The organism is Stenotrophomonas maltophilia group sp. Smal13 (genome assembly GCF_030236855.1).
Taxonomy (GTDB): domain Bacteria; phylum Pseudomonadota; class Gammaproteobacteria; order Xanthomonadales; family Xanthomonadaceae; genus Stenotrophomonas; species Stenotrophomonas maltophilia_A.
Map to the genome: position 1 here is coordinate 20,429 of NZ_JASJSQ010000007.1, position 15,866 is coordinate 36,294.

Here is a 15,866-nt window from a genome sequence, read left to right on the forward strand (position 1 = left end):
CGTGATGGCTCCTTCGATCAGATCGGGTAAGCGGGCGCTTCGCCCTTGACGGTCAACCACTGCCACTGGGTGAACTCCTCGCCGTTGGCCGGGCCACCGATGCTGGTGCCGTTGCCGGACGCGCCGACGCCGCCGAAGGGGTTGATCACCTCGTCATTCACGGTCTGGTCGTTGATGTGCAGCAGACCGGTACGCAGGCGCTCGCCGATCTTCAGCGCGCGGCCGACGTTGCTGGACACGATCGCCATCGACAGCCCGTACTCGCTGTCGTTGGCCAGGCGCACGGCTTCGTCGTCATCGTCGAACGGCACCACCACCGCTACCGGCGCGAAGATCTCCTCGCTGAAGGCCGGATTGTCGGCCGCAACGTTGCCGAGCACGGTGGGTGCGAAGAACAGCTCCCGGTGCGTGCCGCCCGCTTCCAGCGTGGCACCGGCCTGCACCGCCTGCTCGACCACGCGTGCAGCATGGTCGCGCTGGCCGGCATTGATCAGCGGGCCGATCGCCACGTCCTCACGTGCCGGGTCGCCTACCTTCAGCGCGTTGGCCTTGGCCACCAGTTTCTGCAGGAACGTGTCGTGGATCTTCCGGTGCACCAGCACACGGCCGGTCGCCATGCAGATCTGGCCCTGGTGCAGGTAGACGCCCCACGCGGTGTTGGCCACCGCCAGGTCCAGGTCCGCATCGTCCAGGATGATCAACGAATTCTTGCCACCCAACTCCAGCGAAACCTTTTTCAGGTGCTTGCCTGCCGCTTCGCCGACCTTGCGCCCGGCGGCGGTGGAACCGGTGAACTGGATCATCGCCACGTGCGGGTCACTGGTCAGCGCGGCCCCGGCCGCGCCATCGCCGGGCAGCATGTGCAGCACGCCTGCCGGCAGGCCCGCCTGCTCGAACAGGCGTGCGATCACCGCGCCACCACACACTGCCGTACGCGGGTCCGGCTTGAGAACCACAGCGTTGCCCAGCGCGATCGCCGGGGCCACCGCACGCATCGCCAGGTAGAGCGGGAAGTTGAACGGCGAAATGACCCCGACCACACCCAGCGGGCGGCGCCGCGCCAGATTCAGCTTGCCCGGCTCGGAGGGCAGGATCTCACCCGTGCTGCGCGACGGCAGTGCGGCGGCCTCGTGCAGCGCCTTGATCGTCACCTTGGCCTCGAAGCCGGCCTTCAGGCGGGTCGAGCCGCTTTCGCGCACCAGCCACTCGACCAGGGTGTCGATGTTCTCTTCGGCCAGACGCGCGGCCTTGCGCAGCACGTCGGCACGCTGTTCGTAGGGCGCCGCCGCCCAAGCCTGCTGCGCCTGTGCCGCGGCAGCCGCCGAACGCGCGATCTGCGCCGGGTCGGCCAGGCCGATCTCGCCCAGCTCCCGGCCAGTGGCCGGTTCAATCACCGGGTGCCGTTGCGGGGCAGCCTGCCAGTGGCCATCAAAGAAGGCGCCGGCCCAGAGGGCGTCCGGCAGCCACGGGGAAGATGCAGTCATGGGTGTCCTCCTGTGTCGTGCATCCATTCCACGCCCGTCGCCCCGGACTGGCAATCGGCCATCCATCGGTAGCGCGCAACGGTTTGAATCTTCAGGAATTTCCAGCTTCGCCACTGTCCAGTTCCTGCACAGTGGACAGCGCAGCACCGGCACACTGCCTACAATGGCGGCCCCGCCAGCCCACGTGCCCGCCATGACCGATTCCCACCTGCCCACCGATGACCCGATCGCCGCCACCCGCCTGTGGCTGGAGCGCATCGTCATCGGCCTGAACCTGTGCCCGTTCGCCAAGGCGGTGTACGTGAAGGACCAGGTCCGCATCGTGCTCAGCGATGCGACCACGCCGGAAGCGCTGGTTGAACAGCTGGCCGAGGAGCTGGTGCTGCTGCGCGATACGCCGGCCGAGCAGATCGACACGACGCTGATCGTGCATCCGCAGGTGCTGACCGATTTCCTCGACTACAACGATTTCCTCGACAACGCCGATGCGGCGATCGAGGCACTGGACCTGCAGGGCATCCTGCAGGTGGCCAGCTTCCACCCGGACTATCAGTTCGATGGCGTGGCCGCGGACGACGCCAGCAACTACACCAACCGCGCACCCTTCCCCACCCTGCACCTGCTGCGCGAAGACAGCGTGGCACGCGCGGTGGATGTCTATCCGGACCCGGACGTGATCGTCGAGCGCAACATCCAGACCCTGGACCGCATCGGTGTGGACGGCTGGCATCGCCGCCTGCGCGGCGAAGACCTGACGTGAGCAAAGTACCGCCGATCGCCGCATGGCCGGCCGCGCCACTGTCGGGCAAGGTTGTGCTGGTCACCGGCGGTGCCAACGGCATCGGCCGTGGTATTGCCCAGGCCGTACTTGGTGCCGGTGGACGCGTGCTGATCGGCGACCTGGACGTGGAGGCCGGAGAAGCGTGTCTGGCGGAATGGCAGCGCGGCGAGGATGCCGCGTTCCAGCGCCTGGACATCACCGACGAAGCCAGCGTGCGCGACTTCATCGCCGTGGCCCAGCAGCGTTTCGGCCGTATCGACGGACTGGTGAACAACGCGGGCATCGCCGGTCCACACGGCACGGGGTTGCAGGATATGGACTGGGACGAGTGGCAGCGCCGGCTGTCGTCACTGCACGGTGCATTCCTGTGCAGCAAGCACACGTTGCCAGCACTGACCGCCAGCGCCGCCGGTGCGATCATCAACATCGCCTCCACCCGCGCCTGGCAATCCGAAGCACACAGCGAAGCCTACGCGGCAGCCAAGGGTGGGCTGGTGGCCTTCACCCATGCACTTGCGATCAGCGCCGGCCCGGCGGTGCGGGTGAACAGCATCAGCCCCGGCTGGATCGGCACCACTGCGTGGCAGGCACCCTCACGGCGCCACGCGCCTGAATTCTCAGCCATCGACCATGCGCAACACTCGGTCGGCCGGGTCGGCCGCCCCGAAGACATCGGTGCACTGGCGGTGTACCTGCTGTCGTCGCTGTCCGGTTTCACCACCGGCCAGGACTTCATCGTGGACGGCGGCATGACCCGGAAGATGATCTACGCCGAATGACCCCAAGGCGCGACGCCCGGTAGAGGCCAACCTTGGTTGGCCTGGGCTTTTCGCCAACCAAGGCGTTACGCCATGTCCGAACATTCCGGTAGATCCACGCCATGCGTGGATAACGGTAACGTGCCAACCAAGGTTGGCACCTACCAAACACCTTACGCCATGCCCGAGTGGCGCAGCAGCGCGTCGATCTGCGGCGCGCGGCCGCGGAAGGCCTTGAAGTTCTCCGCCGCCGGGCGGCTGCCACCACGCGACAGAATCTCATCGCGGAAGCGTGCACCGGTTTCAGCCAGTGCCTGCGGCGCTTCCTCGAACGCGGCGTAGGCATCGGCGCTGAGCACTTCGGCCCACTTGTAGCTGTAGTAACCCGCGGCGTAACCACCGGCGAAGATATGGCTGAACTGGTGCGGGAAGCGATTCCAGACCGGCGGGTGGTTCACGGCCACTTCCGCGCGCACGCGGTCCAGCAGTGCCAGCACGCTGTCCTGCGCCGGTTCGAACTGGCTGTGCAGCAGCATGTCGAACAGGCCGAACTCCAGCTGGCGAACGGTGGCCATGCCGCTGTGGAAGTTGCGTGCAGCCAGCATGCGCTCGTACAGCGCGCGCGGCAGCGGCTCGCCACTGTCCACATGTGCGGTCATCGCCTGCAGGTGCTCCCATTCCCAGCAGAAGTTCTCCATGAACTGGCTGGGCAGCTCCACCGCGTCCCATTCCACGCCGTTGATGCCGGCCACGCCCAGCTCGCCGATGCGGGTCAGCAGCTGGTGCAGTCCATGGCCCATCTCATGGAATAGCGTGGTCACTTCGTTGTGGCTGAAGGTCGCCGGCTTGCCGTTGGCACCACGGCCAAAGTTGCACACCAGGTAGACCAGCGGGGTCTGCACGCTGCCGTCGGCGCGCACGCGACGGTTGCGGCAATCATCCATCCACGCGCCGCCACGCTTGCCTTCGCGTGCGTACAGGTCCAGGTAGAACTGGCCAACCAGTGCGCCCTGCGCATCGACCAGGCGGAAGAAGCGCACGTCTTCATGCCAGACCGGCGCACTGTCCTCCTGCACGCGCAGGCCGTACAGCTGCTCGATCACCGAGAACAGGCCGCCCAGCACCTTCGGTTCGGTGAAGTACTGCTTCACCTCCTGCTCGGAATAGCTGTAGCGCGCCTGCTTCAGGCGGTCGGCGGCGAATGCCAGGTCCCAGGCCTGCAGTGTCTCGATGCCCAACTGTTCGCGCGCGAACTGCTCCAGTTCGGCGCGATCCTTGGCGGCGAACGGCTTGGCGCGTGCGGCCAGGTCGCGCAGGAAACCCAGCACTTCGGCCGGGTCCTGCGCCATCTTGGTCGCCACCGAATAATCGCCGTACGAAGCGAAGCCGAGCAGCGCGGCCAGCTCCGCGCGCAGGGCGAGAGTGCGGTCGATGTTGCTGCTGTTGTCCAGCGCGTCATCGCCGAATTCGGATGCACGCTGCGCGCTGGCGCGGTACAGGATCTCGCGCAGGTCGCGGTCTTCGGCCCAGGTCTGCACCGGCAGGTAGCACGGCATCTGCAGGGTCAGCTTCCAGCCGGACTTGCCCTCCTTTTCCGCCGCAGCGTGCGCGGCGGCCTTCACGTCCTCCGGCAGGCCGTCCAGTCGCGCTTCGTCCTCGATGATCAGCGACCACGCGTCGGTAGCGTCGAGCACGTTCTGCGAGAACTTCGCCGACAGTGCCGACAGCTCCTCCTTGATCGCCGCGAAGCGCTGCTGTGCCTCGGGCGCCAGCTCGGCACCGCCAAGGCGGAAGTCACGCAGCGTGTTGTCCAGCACCTTGCGCTGGGCCTCGTCGAAGCCCGCGGCCTCCGCGCTGGCGGCCAGTGCCTGGTACTGGCGGTACAGCGCCAGGTTCTGGCCCAGCGCACTGGCGAAGCGGGTCACCCGCGGCAGGTTGCTGTTGTAGGCCTCACGCAGTTCCGGGGTGTTGACCACGCCCTGCAGGTGGCCGACCAGGCCCCAGGCGCGCCACAGCCGCTCGGTGGCATCGTCCAGCGGGGCAACGAAGGTCTCCCAGCGCACCGGCTGCACCTGCTCGGCCGCGCTGACGGCGGCTTCGGCCTCGGCCAGCAGCACGTCCAGCGCCGGCGCCACGTGCTCGGGGCGGATGGCCTCGAAGCGCGGCAGGCCGGAAAAATCGAGCAGGGGGTTGGCAACGGTCACGGTAGATCTCCAGGGTACGGGCCCGGCGGGCGGGCAGCATGCAAGATATGGCGCTGGCAGGCGGGGCTGACAAGGGGGCACGGCCCGGCATTCACGTCGGCCTTACGGTCCCGCGCTGAAGCTCTGGCTGCGGGGGAGTCCGCAGCGGTACGCACCGAACGAGGCCCTACATGGAAGGTCTGGCTGCAGTTGCATCCGCCTCACCGGCCCGGTCACTGGCATTGTCTGCCAGCCCGGCCGAACTGACCTGGATCGCCGCATTGTGCGATGCCGGCGACGACGCCCCGCGTCACCTGCAGCAACTGCAGGCAGTGCTGCAGCAGGGCGGCATGTTCAACGATGCCCAGGAGTGGTACCCGTTCGAGGTGATCGAACGTGGCGCCAGCCAGCTACGGCTGGGCCATGAGCGCGAGTTCGTGATCTGCGTGCTGCTGTGGCTGCAGGCGCTGGCCCAGGGCCGTGCCAGCATCCTGGACCCAAGCCTGCATCTGGATGATCGCGCGATGGACATCGAGGCCTTGCCCGATGCGCTGCGAGATGCAGTGCTGGATGCGTTCACCGCGGCGGGGTATTGATCGGGGTACGACACACCGCTGCGCTCGCCGGGCATGGCCCGGCGGAAACGCCTGCCGGCTACAACGCTTCCAGGCTGCACCACGGCAGTTCGGGCAGTCCCTGCCCAGCCACCGCCGCTGCCAGCTGTGCATCGGCGCCGTCGACATCGATGCCCTGGCGCGCGTACCACGCCGGGTCGTAATAGCTCTGCGCGTAGCGCTCGCCACTGTCGCACAGGATGCTGACAATGCTGCCCTGGTGGCCCGCGTCTCGCATCCACTGCGCGGCCTGCAGCACACCGATGAAGTTGGTGCCGGTGGAGCCACCGACACGGCGGCCGAGCTGGCGGCTGACATGGCGCATCGCGGCCAGGCTCAGCGCGTCGGGCACCTTCACCATCGCATCGACGCTGGTCGGGATGAAGCTCGGCTCCACCCGCGGCCGGCCGATGCCTTCCACGCGCGAACCACCACTGCAGGTCAGGCCACGCCAGTCCTGCTCACCGGCCACGGCGGCCTGGTAACCGTCGAAGAACACCGACACTTCCGGGTCTGCACAGAGGATGCGGGTGTCGTGCCGGCGGTAGCTGACATAGCGGCCCAGCGTGGCCGCAGTACCGCCGGTACCGGGGCTGCACACGATCCATTCCGGAACCGGGCTGGGCTCCTCGGCCATCTGCTTGAAGATGGACTCGGCAATGTTGTTGTTGGCGCGCCAGTCGGTCGCCCGCTCGGCATAGGTGAACTGGTCCATGAAGTGGCCACCGGTTTCGCGCGCCAGCTTCTCCGATTCACCGTTGAGTTCGCAGGCGCGCTCGACCAGGTGGCAGCGGCCCCCGTGGAACTCGATGGCGGCGATCTTCTCCGGCGAGGTCGTGGCCGGAATCACCGCGATGAACGGCACCCCCAGCAGGCGCGCGAAATAGGCTTCGGAGACGGCGGTCGAGCCGCTGGAGGCCTCGATCACCGGCCGTCCTTCGCGCAGCCAGCCGTTGGTCAACGCATACAGGAACAGCGAGCGCGCCAGCCGGTGCTTGAGGCTGCCGGTGGGATGGCTCGATTCATCCTTCAGGTACACATCGATGCCCGCGAACCCGGGCAGCGCCAGCGGGATAAGGTGGGTATCGGCGGAACGGTTGAAATCGGCTTCGATCTTGCGGATGGCGGCAGCCACCCATTCACGCTGCGACATGGCGGGCAATGCTCAGAACGGAACGGTGCGATCCGCCCATTGTACGTCGCGGTGCCGTCAGGTGACGGCCGGTAGAATGGCCCCATCCGGCCAGCAACGGCCCTGTCTGAAGGACCTCCCCCATGACCATTCCCGCCCTGCGCGATGTCCCCGGCGTCGCCGCCCAGGCCCCGGCTGAGACCACCGGCTTCGTGTTCAACCACACCATGCTGCGGGTGAAGGACATCACCGCCTCGCTGGACTTCTACACCCGCGTGCTCGGCTACCAGCTGATCGACAAGCGCGACTTCGCCGAAGCCCAGTTCAGCCTGTACTTCCTGGCCTACGTACCGGCCGGCGCGGTGGTGCCGGAAGACGACAGCCAGCGCCGCGTGTGGATGGCCGGCCTGCCGGGCGTGCTGGAACTGACCCATAACCACGGCACCGAAACCCAGGACGGCGCGGTCTACCACGACGGCAACAGCGACCCGCGCGGCTTCGGCCACATCTGCGTGTCCGTGCCGGACATCGAAGCCGCCTGCCAGCACTTCGAGGACCTGGGCGTGACCTTCCAGAAGCGCCTGACCGACGGCCGCATGAAGAACCTGGCCTTCATCAAGGACCCGGACGGCTACTGGGTCGAGATCATCGCCAACGTCTGACCCAAAAAGGGGACGGAGGGGATTAAGTCGTTTCTGGCACTATTGGCTGGAAGCGACTTAATCCCCTCCGTCCCCTTTTTTGCGAGGTTCGTATGGAAACGATGGAACTGCACCGTGGCCGCCTGATCGACCACATCCAGCTGGTGGTGCGCGACCTGGCCGCCAGCCGGCGCTTCTACCAGGCGGTGTTCGATACGATCGGCATCCCGATCGCCGGCGAAGGCGAGGATTACTTCTGGGCCGATGAGCTGTTCATTTCCAGCGCCAGCAGCGAGGCCGCCGCCGGCCAGCTGACCGGGCGCCACCATCTGGCCTTCCAGGCACGCGACAGCGCCACCGTCGATGCCTTCCACACCGCGGCCATCGCCGCCGGAGGCAAGGACAACGGCGCGCCCGGCGAGCGCCCCTACCATCCCGGCTACTACGGCGCCTTTGTGCTCGATCCGGATGGCAACAACATCGAAGTGGTCTATCACGGTCCGGCGAACTACAGCGCCGATTCGGTGAAGGTCACTTTCTGATATCACCGAAGCCGTGAACGAAGAAGCCGGGCAATGCCCGGCTTCTCTGCATCCAAGGGTCCAGCCCTCAGTGGGCGGCCATGTAGATGTCCTGCAGCACGGCCTTTTCCAGCTCCAGCTCGCCCAGCAGGTTCTTCACGATGTCGCCCAGGCTGAGGATGCCCACCAGCAGGGTGCCTTCGGTGACCATCAGATGACGGCGCCGCGAGTATGTCATCAGCGACATGGCCTGCTTCAGGGTCGCTTCCGGCGCAATGCCTTCCAGGCCGGTGGACGGCAGGCTGGAGATCACCCGGCGGCCGGCCTGCGGGCCGTCGTCGGCCAGGGTGCGCACGATGTCCTTCTCGGAAATGATGCCGACCGGGGCATCGTCCTTCATCACCACCAGCGCAGCGATCTTGTTCGCGCTCATCTTGTGGGCGGCGGCACCGATAGTGTCTTCGGCGTCGATGGTGATGACAGCTTCTTTCTTGGATTGCAGGAGTTCGCGGACGTTCATTCTTGTTTCCTGGTGCAGGTCACTAAGTCAAAAAGTGTGCTCTTCCGATACGCCCCCTCCCCGGGAACAGACCTTTCAGCGCACGTCTGGCGCACCCGGCTGCCGGTGGAAATGGATCGGCAGACGACGTGCTGCAACGCGAACGAGGTGGGTTCAACCGCTCAACCCGGCCCTCGGTCAAATCGATTCTACGACTGCGACCATCGGTCACTACCGGCATCGATAGGACAGTTCGTCGTGGGAACCAACTGACGATTCAGAGAATGGCACCGCGGCTGAAACCGCCGCTGAATACAGGCGATGTCGCGCATTAAAGATTGATTGCCTGCTGCCGACAGCGGACAGAACACCCGGCGGCTGTCCCACTTGGCACGACCACCGGCGCAAACGAAAGGGGCCCACGTGGGGCCCCTTTCGCATGCAGCTTCCAGCGGTTCCGGCGGAGTTACTCCACCGTCACGCTCTTGGCCAGGTTGCGCGGCTTGTCCACGTCGGTGCCACGTGCCAGTGCGGTGTGGTACGCCAGCAGCTGCACCGGGATGGTGTGCACGATGGGGCTGAGCACGCCGGCATGGCGCGGCGTACGGATCACATGCACGCCTTCGGACTCGTTGAAGTTGCTGTCCTGGTCGGCGAACACGAACAGCTCGCCGCCGCGCGCGCGTACTTCCTGCATGTTCGACTTCACCTTCTCCAGCAGGCTGTCGTTGGGCGCGATCACCACTACCGGCATGTCCTCGTCCACCAGCGCCAGCGGGCCATGCTTCAGCTCGCCCGCCGGATAGGCCTCGGCGTGGATGTAGGAGATTTCCTTGAGCTTGAGCGCGCCTTCCAGCGCGATCGGGTAATGCAGGCCACGCCCCAGGAACAGTGCGCTGCTCTTGCGCGCGAAACGCTCGGCCCAGGCGGCGATCTGCGGCTCCATGTTCAGCGCGTGCTGCACGCTCCCCGGCAGGAAGCGCAGCTGCTCCAGGTAGTCCGCTTCCTGCGCCGCGTCGATGCGGCCATGCAGCTTGCCCAGCACCACGGTCAGCTGGAACAGTGCGGCCAGCTGGGTGGTGAAGGCCTTGGTCGACGCCACGCCGATCTCGGCGCCGGCACGGGTGTAGCAGACCAGCTCGCTGGCGCGCGGAATCGCGCTTTCCGGCACATTGCAGATCGACAGCGTGTGCTTGTGGCCCAGCGACTTGGCGTACTTCAGCGCTTCCATCGTATCCAGCGTTTCGCCGGACTGGGAGATGGTGACGATCAGGTGCTTCGGGTTCGCATAGGCGGCGCGGTAGCGGTACTCGCTGGCAATCTCCACGCTGCACGGCAGGCCGGCGATGGCTTCGATCCAGTAGCGCGCGGTCAGGCCGGCGTAATAGCTGGTGCCACAGGCGATGATCTGCACGCCTTCGATGCCTGACAGCACGGCCTCGGCATTCTTGCCGAACAGTTCGGCCGGGAAACCACCGGCATCGATCGCTGCCTCGATGGTGTCGCCCAGCGCGCGCGGCTGCTCGTGGATTTCCTTCTGCATGAAGTGGCGGTACGGGCCCAGCTCCAGCGATGCCAGCGATACGTCGGACAGGTGCACCTCGCGCTCGATCGGCTGGTCGTGCTCGTCGAAGATGCGCACACCGTCGCGGCGGATCTCGGCGGTGTCGCCCTCTTCCAGGAAGATCACCTTGCGGGTGGCCGAGATCACGGCCGAAACGTCGGACGCCACGAAGTTCTCGCCCTCGCCCAGACCGATCAGCAGCGGGCAGCCCATGCGCGCGCAGACGAAGCGTTCCGGCTCGGCGCGGCTGACCACGGCCAGTGCGTAGGCACCGGTCAGCTCTTTCACCGTATGCTGCAGCGCCACCAGCAGGTCGTCGCCGTCCTTCAGGTGGTGATGGATCAGGTGCGCGATGACTTCGGTGTCGGTCTGCGACTCGAAGGTGTAACCCAGGGCACGCAGCTTCTCGCGCTGCTCCTCGTGATTTTCGATGATGCCGTTGTGCACCAGCGCCACGCCGTGGCTGATGTGCGGATGCGCGTTGGCCTCGGTGACACCACCGTGGGTGGCCCAGCGGGTGTGGCCGATGCCCAGCACTGCATTGAAGCCCTCGGCCTCGGCCGCAGTGGCCATTTCCGACACACGGCCGGTACGACGCACGCGGCGCACATCCGGCCGTTCGGCATGGTCGATCACCGCGATGCCCGAGGAATCGTAACCACGGTACTCAAGGCGCTTCAGGCCTTCGATCAGCACCGGCACTACGTCGCGATCAGCGATCGCACCCACGATTCCACACATGTCACGCGTTTCCTTGAAGACGATCGCCGCATTCTAGCCCGCGGGCCCGCGCTCCCCCTCCTGTCCGCTTAATGAAAGTGTCCGGAAAGGTGTCCGCGGACACCCGGACACTTCAGGGCGCCTCCCAACCCATTGACCCACAAGGAAATAAAGTTGGCACGCTACGTGCTTGGTACCCACTACCACCGTCAGGCACGCACCCGATGATCCGCGACACCTCCGCACAGGACCAGATCGTTTCCTCCGCCCCGGCCGGCACCACCCGAGCCAACTGGCAGCGTTACCGCTGGCCGGCACTGGGCGCCATCGCGCTGCTGGCCGGCATCGGCTGGGCCGTGTACGCCTGGTCCAACGCCAGCCGCTCCTACGACAGCAGCCGCGTGCGCATCGCCGAAGTGAAGCGCGGTGACCTGGTCCGCGACATCGCCGCCGACGGTCGGGTGATTGCCGCCAACAGTCCGATCCTGTACGCCATCTCGGCCGGTACCGTGGACCTGAAAGTCGTTGCCGGTGACGTGGTCAAGAAGGACCAGGAGCTGGCGGTCATCGACAGCCCGGAACTGCGCAGCAAGCTGGCCCAGGAGCAGGCCACCCTGGCCGGCCTGGAAGCCGAGGCCAGCCGCGCCGCGCTGGACGCCACCCTGGCCCGCGCCAAGTCGCGCAAGGAAACCGACCAGGCCACCATCGAGCGCCAGGCCGCCGACCGCGACCTGCAGCGCTACCAGCGCGGTTACGACGGCGGTGCAGTACCGCAGATCGATCTGGCCAAGGCCAAGGACTCGCTGAAGAAGGCCGACATCACGCTGGCCAATGCCACCACCGATGCACGCCTGCAGAGCCAGGGCGCTGACCTGGACGCCCGCAACAAGCGCCTGCTGGCCGACCGCCAGAAGGCCGTGGTGGCCGAGGTGCAGCGCCAGGTGGACGCGCTGACCCTGCGCGCGCCGTTCGACGGCCAGGTCGGCCAGGTGCAGGCCGTCCAGTCCACCAACCTGGCCGCCAATGCGCCCGTGCTGGGCGTGGTCGACCTGTCCAAGTTCGAGGTCGAGATCAAGGTGCCGGAGAGCTTCGCCCGCGACCTGGCGATCGGCATGCCGGCGCAGCTGACCGGCGGCAACGGCAAGCCGTTCCCGGGCGAGATCAGTGCGGTGTCGCCGGAAGTGGTCAACGGCGAGGTCAACGCCCGCGTGCGCTTCGCCAGCGCGCAGCCGGAAGGCCTGCGCCAGAGCCAGCGGATGTCGGTACGCGTGCTGCTCGATACCCGCAAGGACGTACTCAAGGTCGAGCGGGGCCCGTTCGTCGAACAGGGCAACGGCATCGCCTACGTAATGGACGGCCGCACTGCGGTGCGGCGTCCGGTGGAACTGGGCGTCAGCAGCCTGGGCGAAGTGGAAATCAAGTCGGGTGTGCAGCCGGGCGACCGCATCGTGGTCTCTGGCAGCGACCTGTTCAAGGACGCCGAACGCGTCTCCGTCAACTGATACCTGATACCTGAATCCTGGAGAGAGGACACCCCATGTACATGCTCGAAATGCGTTCGGTCGCCAAGGTCTTCCGCACCGAACAGGTGGAAACCCACGCACTGCGCTCGCTGGAACTGCAGGTCAAGGAAGGTGAGTTCGTCGCCGTCACCGGCCCGTCAGGCTCCGGCAAGACCACCTTCCTCAACATCGCCGGCCTGCTGGAAACCTTCACCAGCGGCACCTACATGCTCGACGGCCAGGACGTGAGCACGCTGGGCGACGACGCCCGCAGCCGCCTGCGCAACCAGAAGATCGGCTTCATCTTCCAGGGCTTCAACCTGATCCCCGACCTGAACCTGTTCGACAACGTCGACGTGCCGCTGCGCTATCGGAAGATGAGCGCCAACGAGCGCCGCGAACGTATCGAGAAGGCGCTGAGCCAGGTCGGCCTCGGCTCGCGCATGAAGCATTATCCGAATGAACTGTCCGGTGGCCAGCAGCAGCGCGCGGCCATCGCGCGTGCGCTTGCCGGCAGCCCGCGCCTGCTGCTGGCCGACGAACCGACCGGCAACCTGGACACACAGATGGCCCGCGGCGTGATGGAACTGCTGGAGGAGATCAACGCTGCCGGCACCACCATCGTGATGGTCACCCACGATCCGGAACTGGCCGCGCGCGCGCAGCGCAACGTGCACATCGTCGATGGCCAGGTGACCGACCTGGTGCGCGAGCCGGTGCTGGCCACCCCGCCGCGCCACATCGTCGCCGTCAACGAGTGAGGGCCCGACCATGTTCGCCTACTACGCCCGATTGGCGGTGCGCAGCTTCCGCCGCAACAAGGTACTGACCGCGTTGATGGTGATCGCTATCGCGCTCGGCATCGGCGCCTCGATGACCACGTTGACCGTGTTCCACGTGCTGTCCGGTGACCCGATCCCCGGCAAGAGTGACCGCCTGTTCTATGTGCAGGTCGAGCCGCGTCCGCGTGGCGGCTATACCCCGGGTGAGGAGCCTGAGGAACAGATGACCCGGCGCGATGCCGAGACCCTGCTGCGCGAGAAGCGCGGCGTCCGCCAGGCGATGATGAGTGCGGGCGGCGGCACGGTGGAACCGGAGCTCAGCACGCTCAAGCCGTTCTCGGTGGATACGCGCTGGACGTCGGCTGATTTCTTCCCCATGTTCGACGTGCCGATGCAGTACGGGCGCGCCTGGAGCAGCAGCGACGATGAGAGCCGCAGCCGCGTGGTGGTGCTGTCGAAAGCGATCAACGACAAACTGTTCCAGGGTGCCGACAGCACGGGTCGCGAGATCCGCCTGAGCGGCCATTCACTGCGGGTGATCGGCGTGATGAAGAAGTGGAACCCCGAACCCCACTTCTTCGATCTGACCACCGGCAACTACGGCAAGGATGAAGACCTGCTGGTGCCGTTCTCGACCGCGATGGACCTGGAGTTCGGCAGCAACGGCAACATGAACTGCTTTGGCGAGAATCCCGATGGCAGCAGCAACTCGATCAGCGCGCCGTGCAGCTGGATCCAGTGCTGGGTAGAGCTGGACCCTGCCAAGGTCGAGGACTACCGCAGCTACCTGGTCAACTACTCGGACCAGCAGCGCGCAGCAGGGCGTTTCGAGCGTCCCACCAACGTGCGGCTTCGCCCGGTAATGGAGTGGTTGACGTTCAAGAACGCCGTGCCCAGCGACGTGCGCCTGCAGATGTGGCTGGCACTGGGCTTCCTCGGCGTCTGCCTGGTCAACACGGTGGGCCTGCTGCTGGCCAAGTTCCTGCGCCGCAGCGGCGAAATCGGCGTGCGTCGCGCCCTCGGCGCCAGCCGGGGGCAGATCTTCCTGCAGTGCCTGGTGGAAGCTGGTGCAATCGGCGTTGCCGGCGGTGTGCTCGGCATCGGCCTGGCCCTGCTTGGACTGTACGCGGTACGCCAGCAACCCGTGGACTACGCGGATCTCGCCCACCTGGACGGCAGCATGCTGCTGCTGGCCATCGGCCTGACCCTGTTCGCCAGTCTCGCCGCCGGTTTCCTGCCCGCCTGGCGCGCGATGCAGGTCACCCCGGCCATCCAGCTCAAGTCGCAGTAAGCACGAATACGAGGACCTCCCATGGATATCCGCCCCATCCTCAGCACCCTGCGCCGGCACAAGACGGCCGCCGCCCTGATCGTGCTGGAAGTCGCCCTGACCTGCGCCATCGTCTGCAACGCCCTGTTCCTGGTCACCCAGCGCGTGGAACGGATCAGCCAGACCAGCGGCCTGGCCGAGAACGAACTGGTGTTCGTCCGGGTCAGCGGCATCGGCAAGCAGACCAACGGTCAGTCCCGCACTCTGGAAGACCTGTCTGCCCTGCGTGCGGTGCCCGGCGTGACTGCCGCAGCCAAGGTCAACCAGCTGCCGTTCCGCCCGAACTCCTCCAATACCAGCGTTTCGCTTAAACAGGAGCAGGAGCGTCCGACCGCCTTCGTCACCATGTACATGTTCGGCGAAGGCGGACTGCCCACGCTTGGACTGCAGCTGACCGCCGGCCGTGACTTCCAGTCCAGCGAGTACAGCAACTTCGAGGACGCACAGAAGAACGCCTCGTCCAATACGGCGTCCTCGGTGATCATCAGCCGCACCCTCGCTGACAAGCTGTACCCGGGCGAGAATGCACTGGGCAAGACGTTCTACATGGGCAAGCAGCCGCTGCACGTGGTCGGCATCGTCGCCGCACTGGCAACGCCCACCGACTACAACAACAACACCACGCTGTCGATGGTGCTGCCGGTGCGAACTGATTTCACCCAGGGCCCCTATGTGCTGCGTACCGCCCCGGAACGGCGCGAGGAAGTACTCAAGGGTGCGATCGCCGCGCTTGAACGCAATGACCCCAATCGACTGGTGCGCGAGAAGGAGACCTACGAGGATCAGCGCAAGGACTACTTCAAGAACGACCGCGCGATGGTCGGCCTGCTGATCACCGTCTGCGTCTCGTTGCTGGTGGTCACCGCGCTGGGCATCATCGGCCTGGCCAGCTTCTGGGTGCAGCAGCGCAGCAAGCAGATCGGCATCCGCCGTGCGCTGGGCGCGACCCGCGGGCAGATCCTGCGCTACTTCCAGACCGAGAACTTCCTGCTGGCCACGCTGGGCATCGTGCTGGGCATGCTGGCGGCCTACGCGATCAATCTGGCCTTGATGAATCTGTACGAGCTGCCGCGCATGCCGCTGCTGTACCTGCCGCTGGGTGCACTGCTGCTGTGGGCACTGGGCCAGATCGCCGTGTTCGGCCCGGCCCGCCGGGCTGCGGCTGTCCCGCCGGCGGTCGCCACCCGGGGCACCTGAGGCTCCGCTCCAGACAGGCCGGGCCGTGTCGATGGCCCGGCCTCCGGCCTTCCCCGAGGGCCGCTCCTGCACAGCCACGGGTTTGGCTATGCTTGATGGGTGGCGCCGGGCTCTCCCGGTGCGTGGACACGAACGGCTCCAACGGCGCCGCCCATCCC

Annotated in this window: 14 protein-coding genes; 9 read left to right on the top strand and 5 right to left on the bottom strand. The window is 66.4% G+C overall.

Translation table 11 applies throughout. The annotated features are described in order from the left end of the window. Window positions 1-17 precede the first annotated feature (17 nt). Window positions 18-1,484 carry a benzaldehyde dehydrogenase gene (locus tag QRO95_RS04105; RefSeq protein WP_032129026.1) on the bottom strand — a complete coding sequence of 489 codons (1,467 nt, stop codon included), beginning with the start codon at window positions 1,482-1,484 and terminating at the stop codon, window positions 18-20. 193 nt (window positions 1,485-1,677) lie between these two features. Between QRO95_RS04105 and QRO95_RS04110 the strand changes: the two genes are divergently transcribed. Both QRO95_RS04110 and QRO95_RS04115 read left to right on the top strand, forming a co-directional pair. Further along, window positions 1,678-2,244 (top strand): DUF1415 domain-containing protein, encoded by a 567-nt coding sequence (locus QRO95_RS04110; RefSeq protein ID WP_032129027.1) that lies wholly within the window; start codon window positions 1,678-1,680, stop codon window positions 2,242-2,244. Then, window positions 2,241-3,044: an SDR family oxidoreductase gene (locus QRO95_RS04115; protein ID WP_285301733.1), complete on the top strand. Its 804-nt coding sequence runs from the start codon at window positions 2,241-2,243 to the stop codon at window positions 3,042-3,044. The genes QRO95_RS04110 and QRO95_RS04115 overlap by 4 nt, the downstream gene beginning before the upstream one ends. Before the next feature lie 152 nt (window positions 3,045-3,196). Here QRO95_RS04115 and QRO95_RS04120 read toward each other — a convergent pair whose 3' ends face one another. Further along, window positions 3,197-5,227 carry a M3 family metallopeptidase gene (locus tag QRO95_RS04120; protein ID WP_285301734.1) on the bottom strand — a complete coding sequence of 677 codons (2,031 nt, stop codon included), beginning with the start codon at window positions 5,225-5,227 and terminating at the stop codon, window positions 3,197-3,199. A 170-nt stretch (window positions 5,228-5,397) separates the two neighbouring features. Here QRO95_RS04120 and QRO95_RS04125 point away from each other — a divergent pair, with 170 nt between their 5' ends. Continuing rightward, entirely contained in the window at window positions 5,398-5,802 is a 405-nt protein-coding gene (locus QRO95_RS04125) for a hypothetical protein (protein ID WP_032129032.1), read from the top strand. Between the two features lie 58 nt (window positions 5,803-5,860). Here QRO95_RS04125 and QRO95_RS04130 read toward each other — a convergent pair whose 3' ends face one another. Next, entirely contained in the window at window positions 5,861-6,973 is a 1,113-nt protein-coding gene (locus QRO95_RS04130) for a PLP-dependent cysteine synthase family protein (protein WP_285301735.1), read from the bottom strand. A 122-nt stretch (window positions 6,974-7,095) separates the two neighbouring features. Between QRO95_RS04130 and gloA the strand changes: the two genes are divergently transcribed. After that, window positions 7,096-7,614, top strand: coding sequence for a lactoylglutathione lyase (gene gloA, locus QRO95_RS04135; RefSeq protein WP_285301736.1), 519 nt, complete (start codon window positions 7,096-7,098; stop codon window positions 7,612-7,614). A gap of 92 nt (window positions 7,615-7,706) precedes the next feature. Next, on the top strand, window positions 7,707-8,135 hold the full coding sequence (locus tag QRO95_RS04140) for a VOC family protein (RefSeq protein WP_032129035.1): 429 nt from the start codon (window positions 7,707-7,709) through the stop codon (window positions 8,133-8,135). 67 nt (window positions 8,136-8,202) lie between these two features. Here QRO95_RS04140 and QRO95_RS04145 read toward each other — a convergent pair whose 3' ends face one another. Next, window positions 8,203-8,634, bottom strand: a complete 432-nt coding sequence (locus QRO95_RS04145) for a CBS domain-containing protein (RefSeq protein WP_006394252.1) — start codon at window positions 8,632-8,634, stop codon at window positions 8,203-8,205. Window positions 8,635-9,079: 445 nt separating this feature from the next. Next, on the bottom strand, window positions 9,080-10,918 hold the full coding sequence (glmS, locus tag QRO95_RS04150; RefSeq protein WP_049399202.1) for a glutamine--fructose-6-phosphate transaminase (isomerizing): 1,839 nt from the start codon (window positions 10,916-10,918) through the stop codon (window positions 9,080-9,082). A 203-nt stretch (window positions 10,919-11,121) separates the two neighbouring features. Here glmS and QRO95_RS04155 point away from each other — a divergent pair, with 203 nt between their 5' ends. The 4 genes from QRO95_RS04155 to QRO95_RS04170 are packed head-to-tail and all read left to right on the top strand — an operon-like array spanning window position 11,122 to window position 15,708. Continuing rightward, window positions 11,122-12,399, top strand: a complete 1,278-nt coding sequence (locus tag QRO95_RS04155) for an efflux RND transporter periplasmic adaptor subunit (RefSeq protein ID WP_049399200.1) — start codon at window positions 11,122-11,124, stop codon at window positions 12,397-12,399. A 35-nt stretch (window positions 12,400-12,434) separates the two neighbouring features. Next, window positions 12,435-13,160, top strand: coding sequence for an ABC transporter ATP-binding protein (locus QRO95_RS04160; protein ID WP_032129038.1), 726 nt, complete (start codon window positions 12,435-12,437; stop codon window positions 13,158-13,160). Window positions 13,161-13,170: 10 nt separating this feature from the next. Next, window positions 13,171-14,472 carry an ABC transporter permease gene (locus QRO95_RS04165; protein WP_285301737.1) on the top strand — a complete coding sequence of 434 codons (1,302 nt, stop codon included), beginning with the start codon at window positions 13,171-13,173 and terminating at the stop codon, window positions 14,470-14,472. A gap of 21 nt (window positions 14,473-14,493) precedes the next feature. Beyond that, window positions 14,494-15,708 (top strand): ABC transporter permease, encoded by a 1,215-nt coding sequence (locus QRO95_RS04170; RefSeq protein ID WP_285301738.1) that lies wholly within the window; start codon window positions 14,494-14,496, stop codon window positions 15,706-15,708. Window positions 15,709-15,866: the final 158 nt, after the last annotated feature.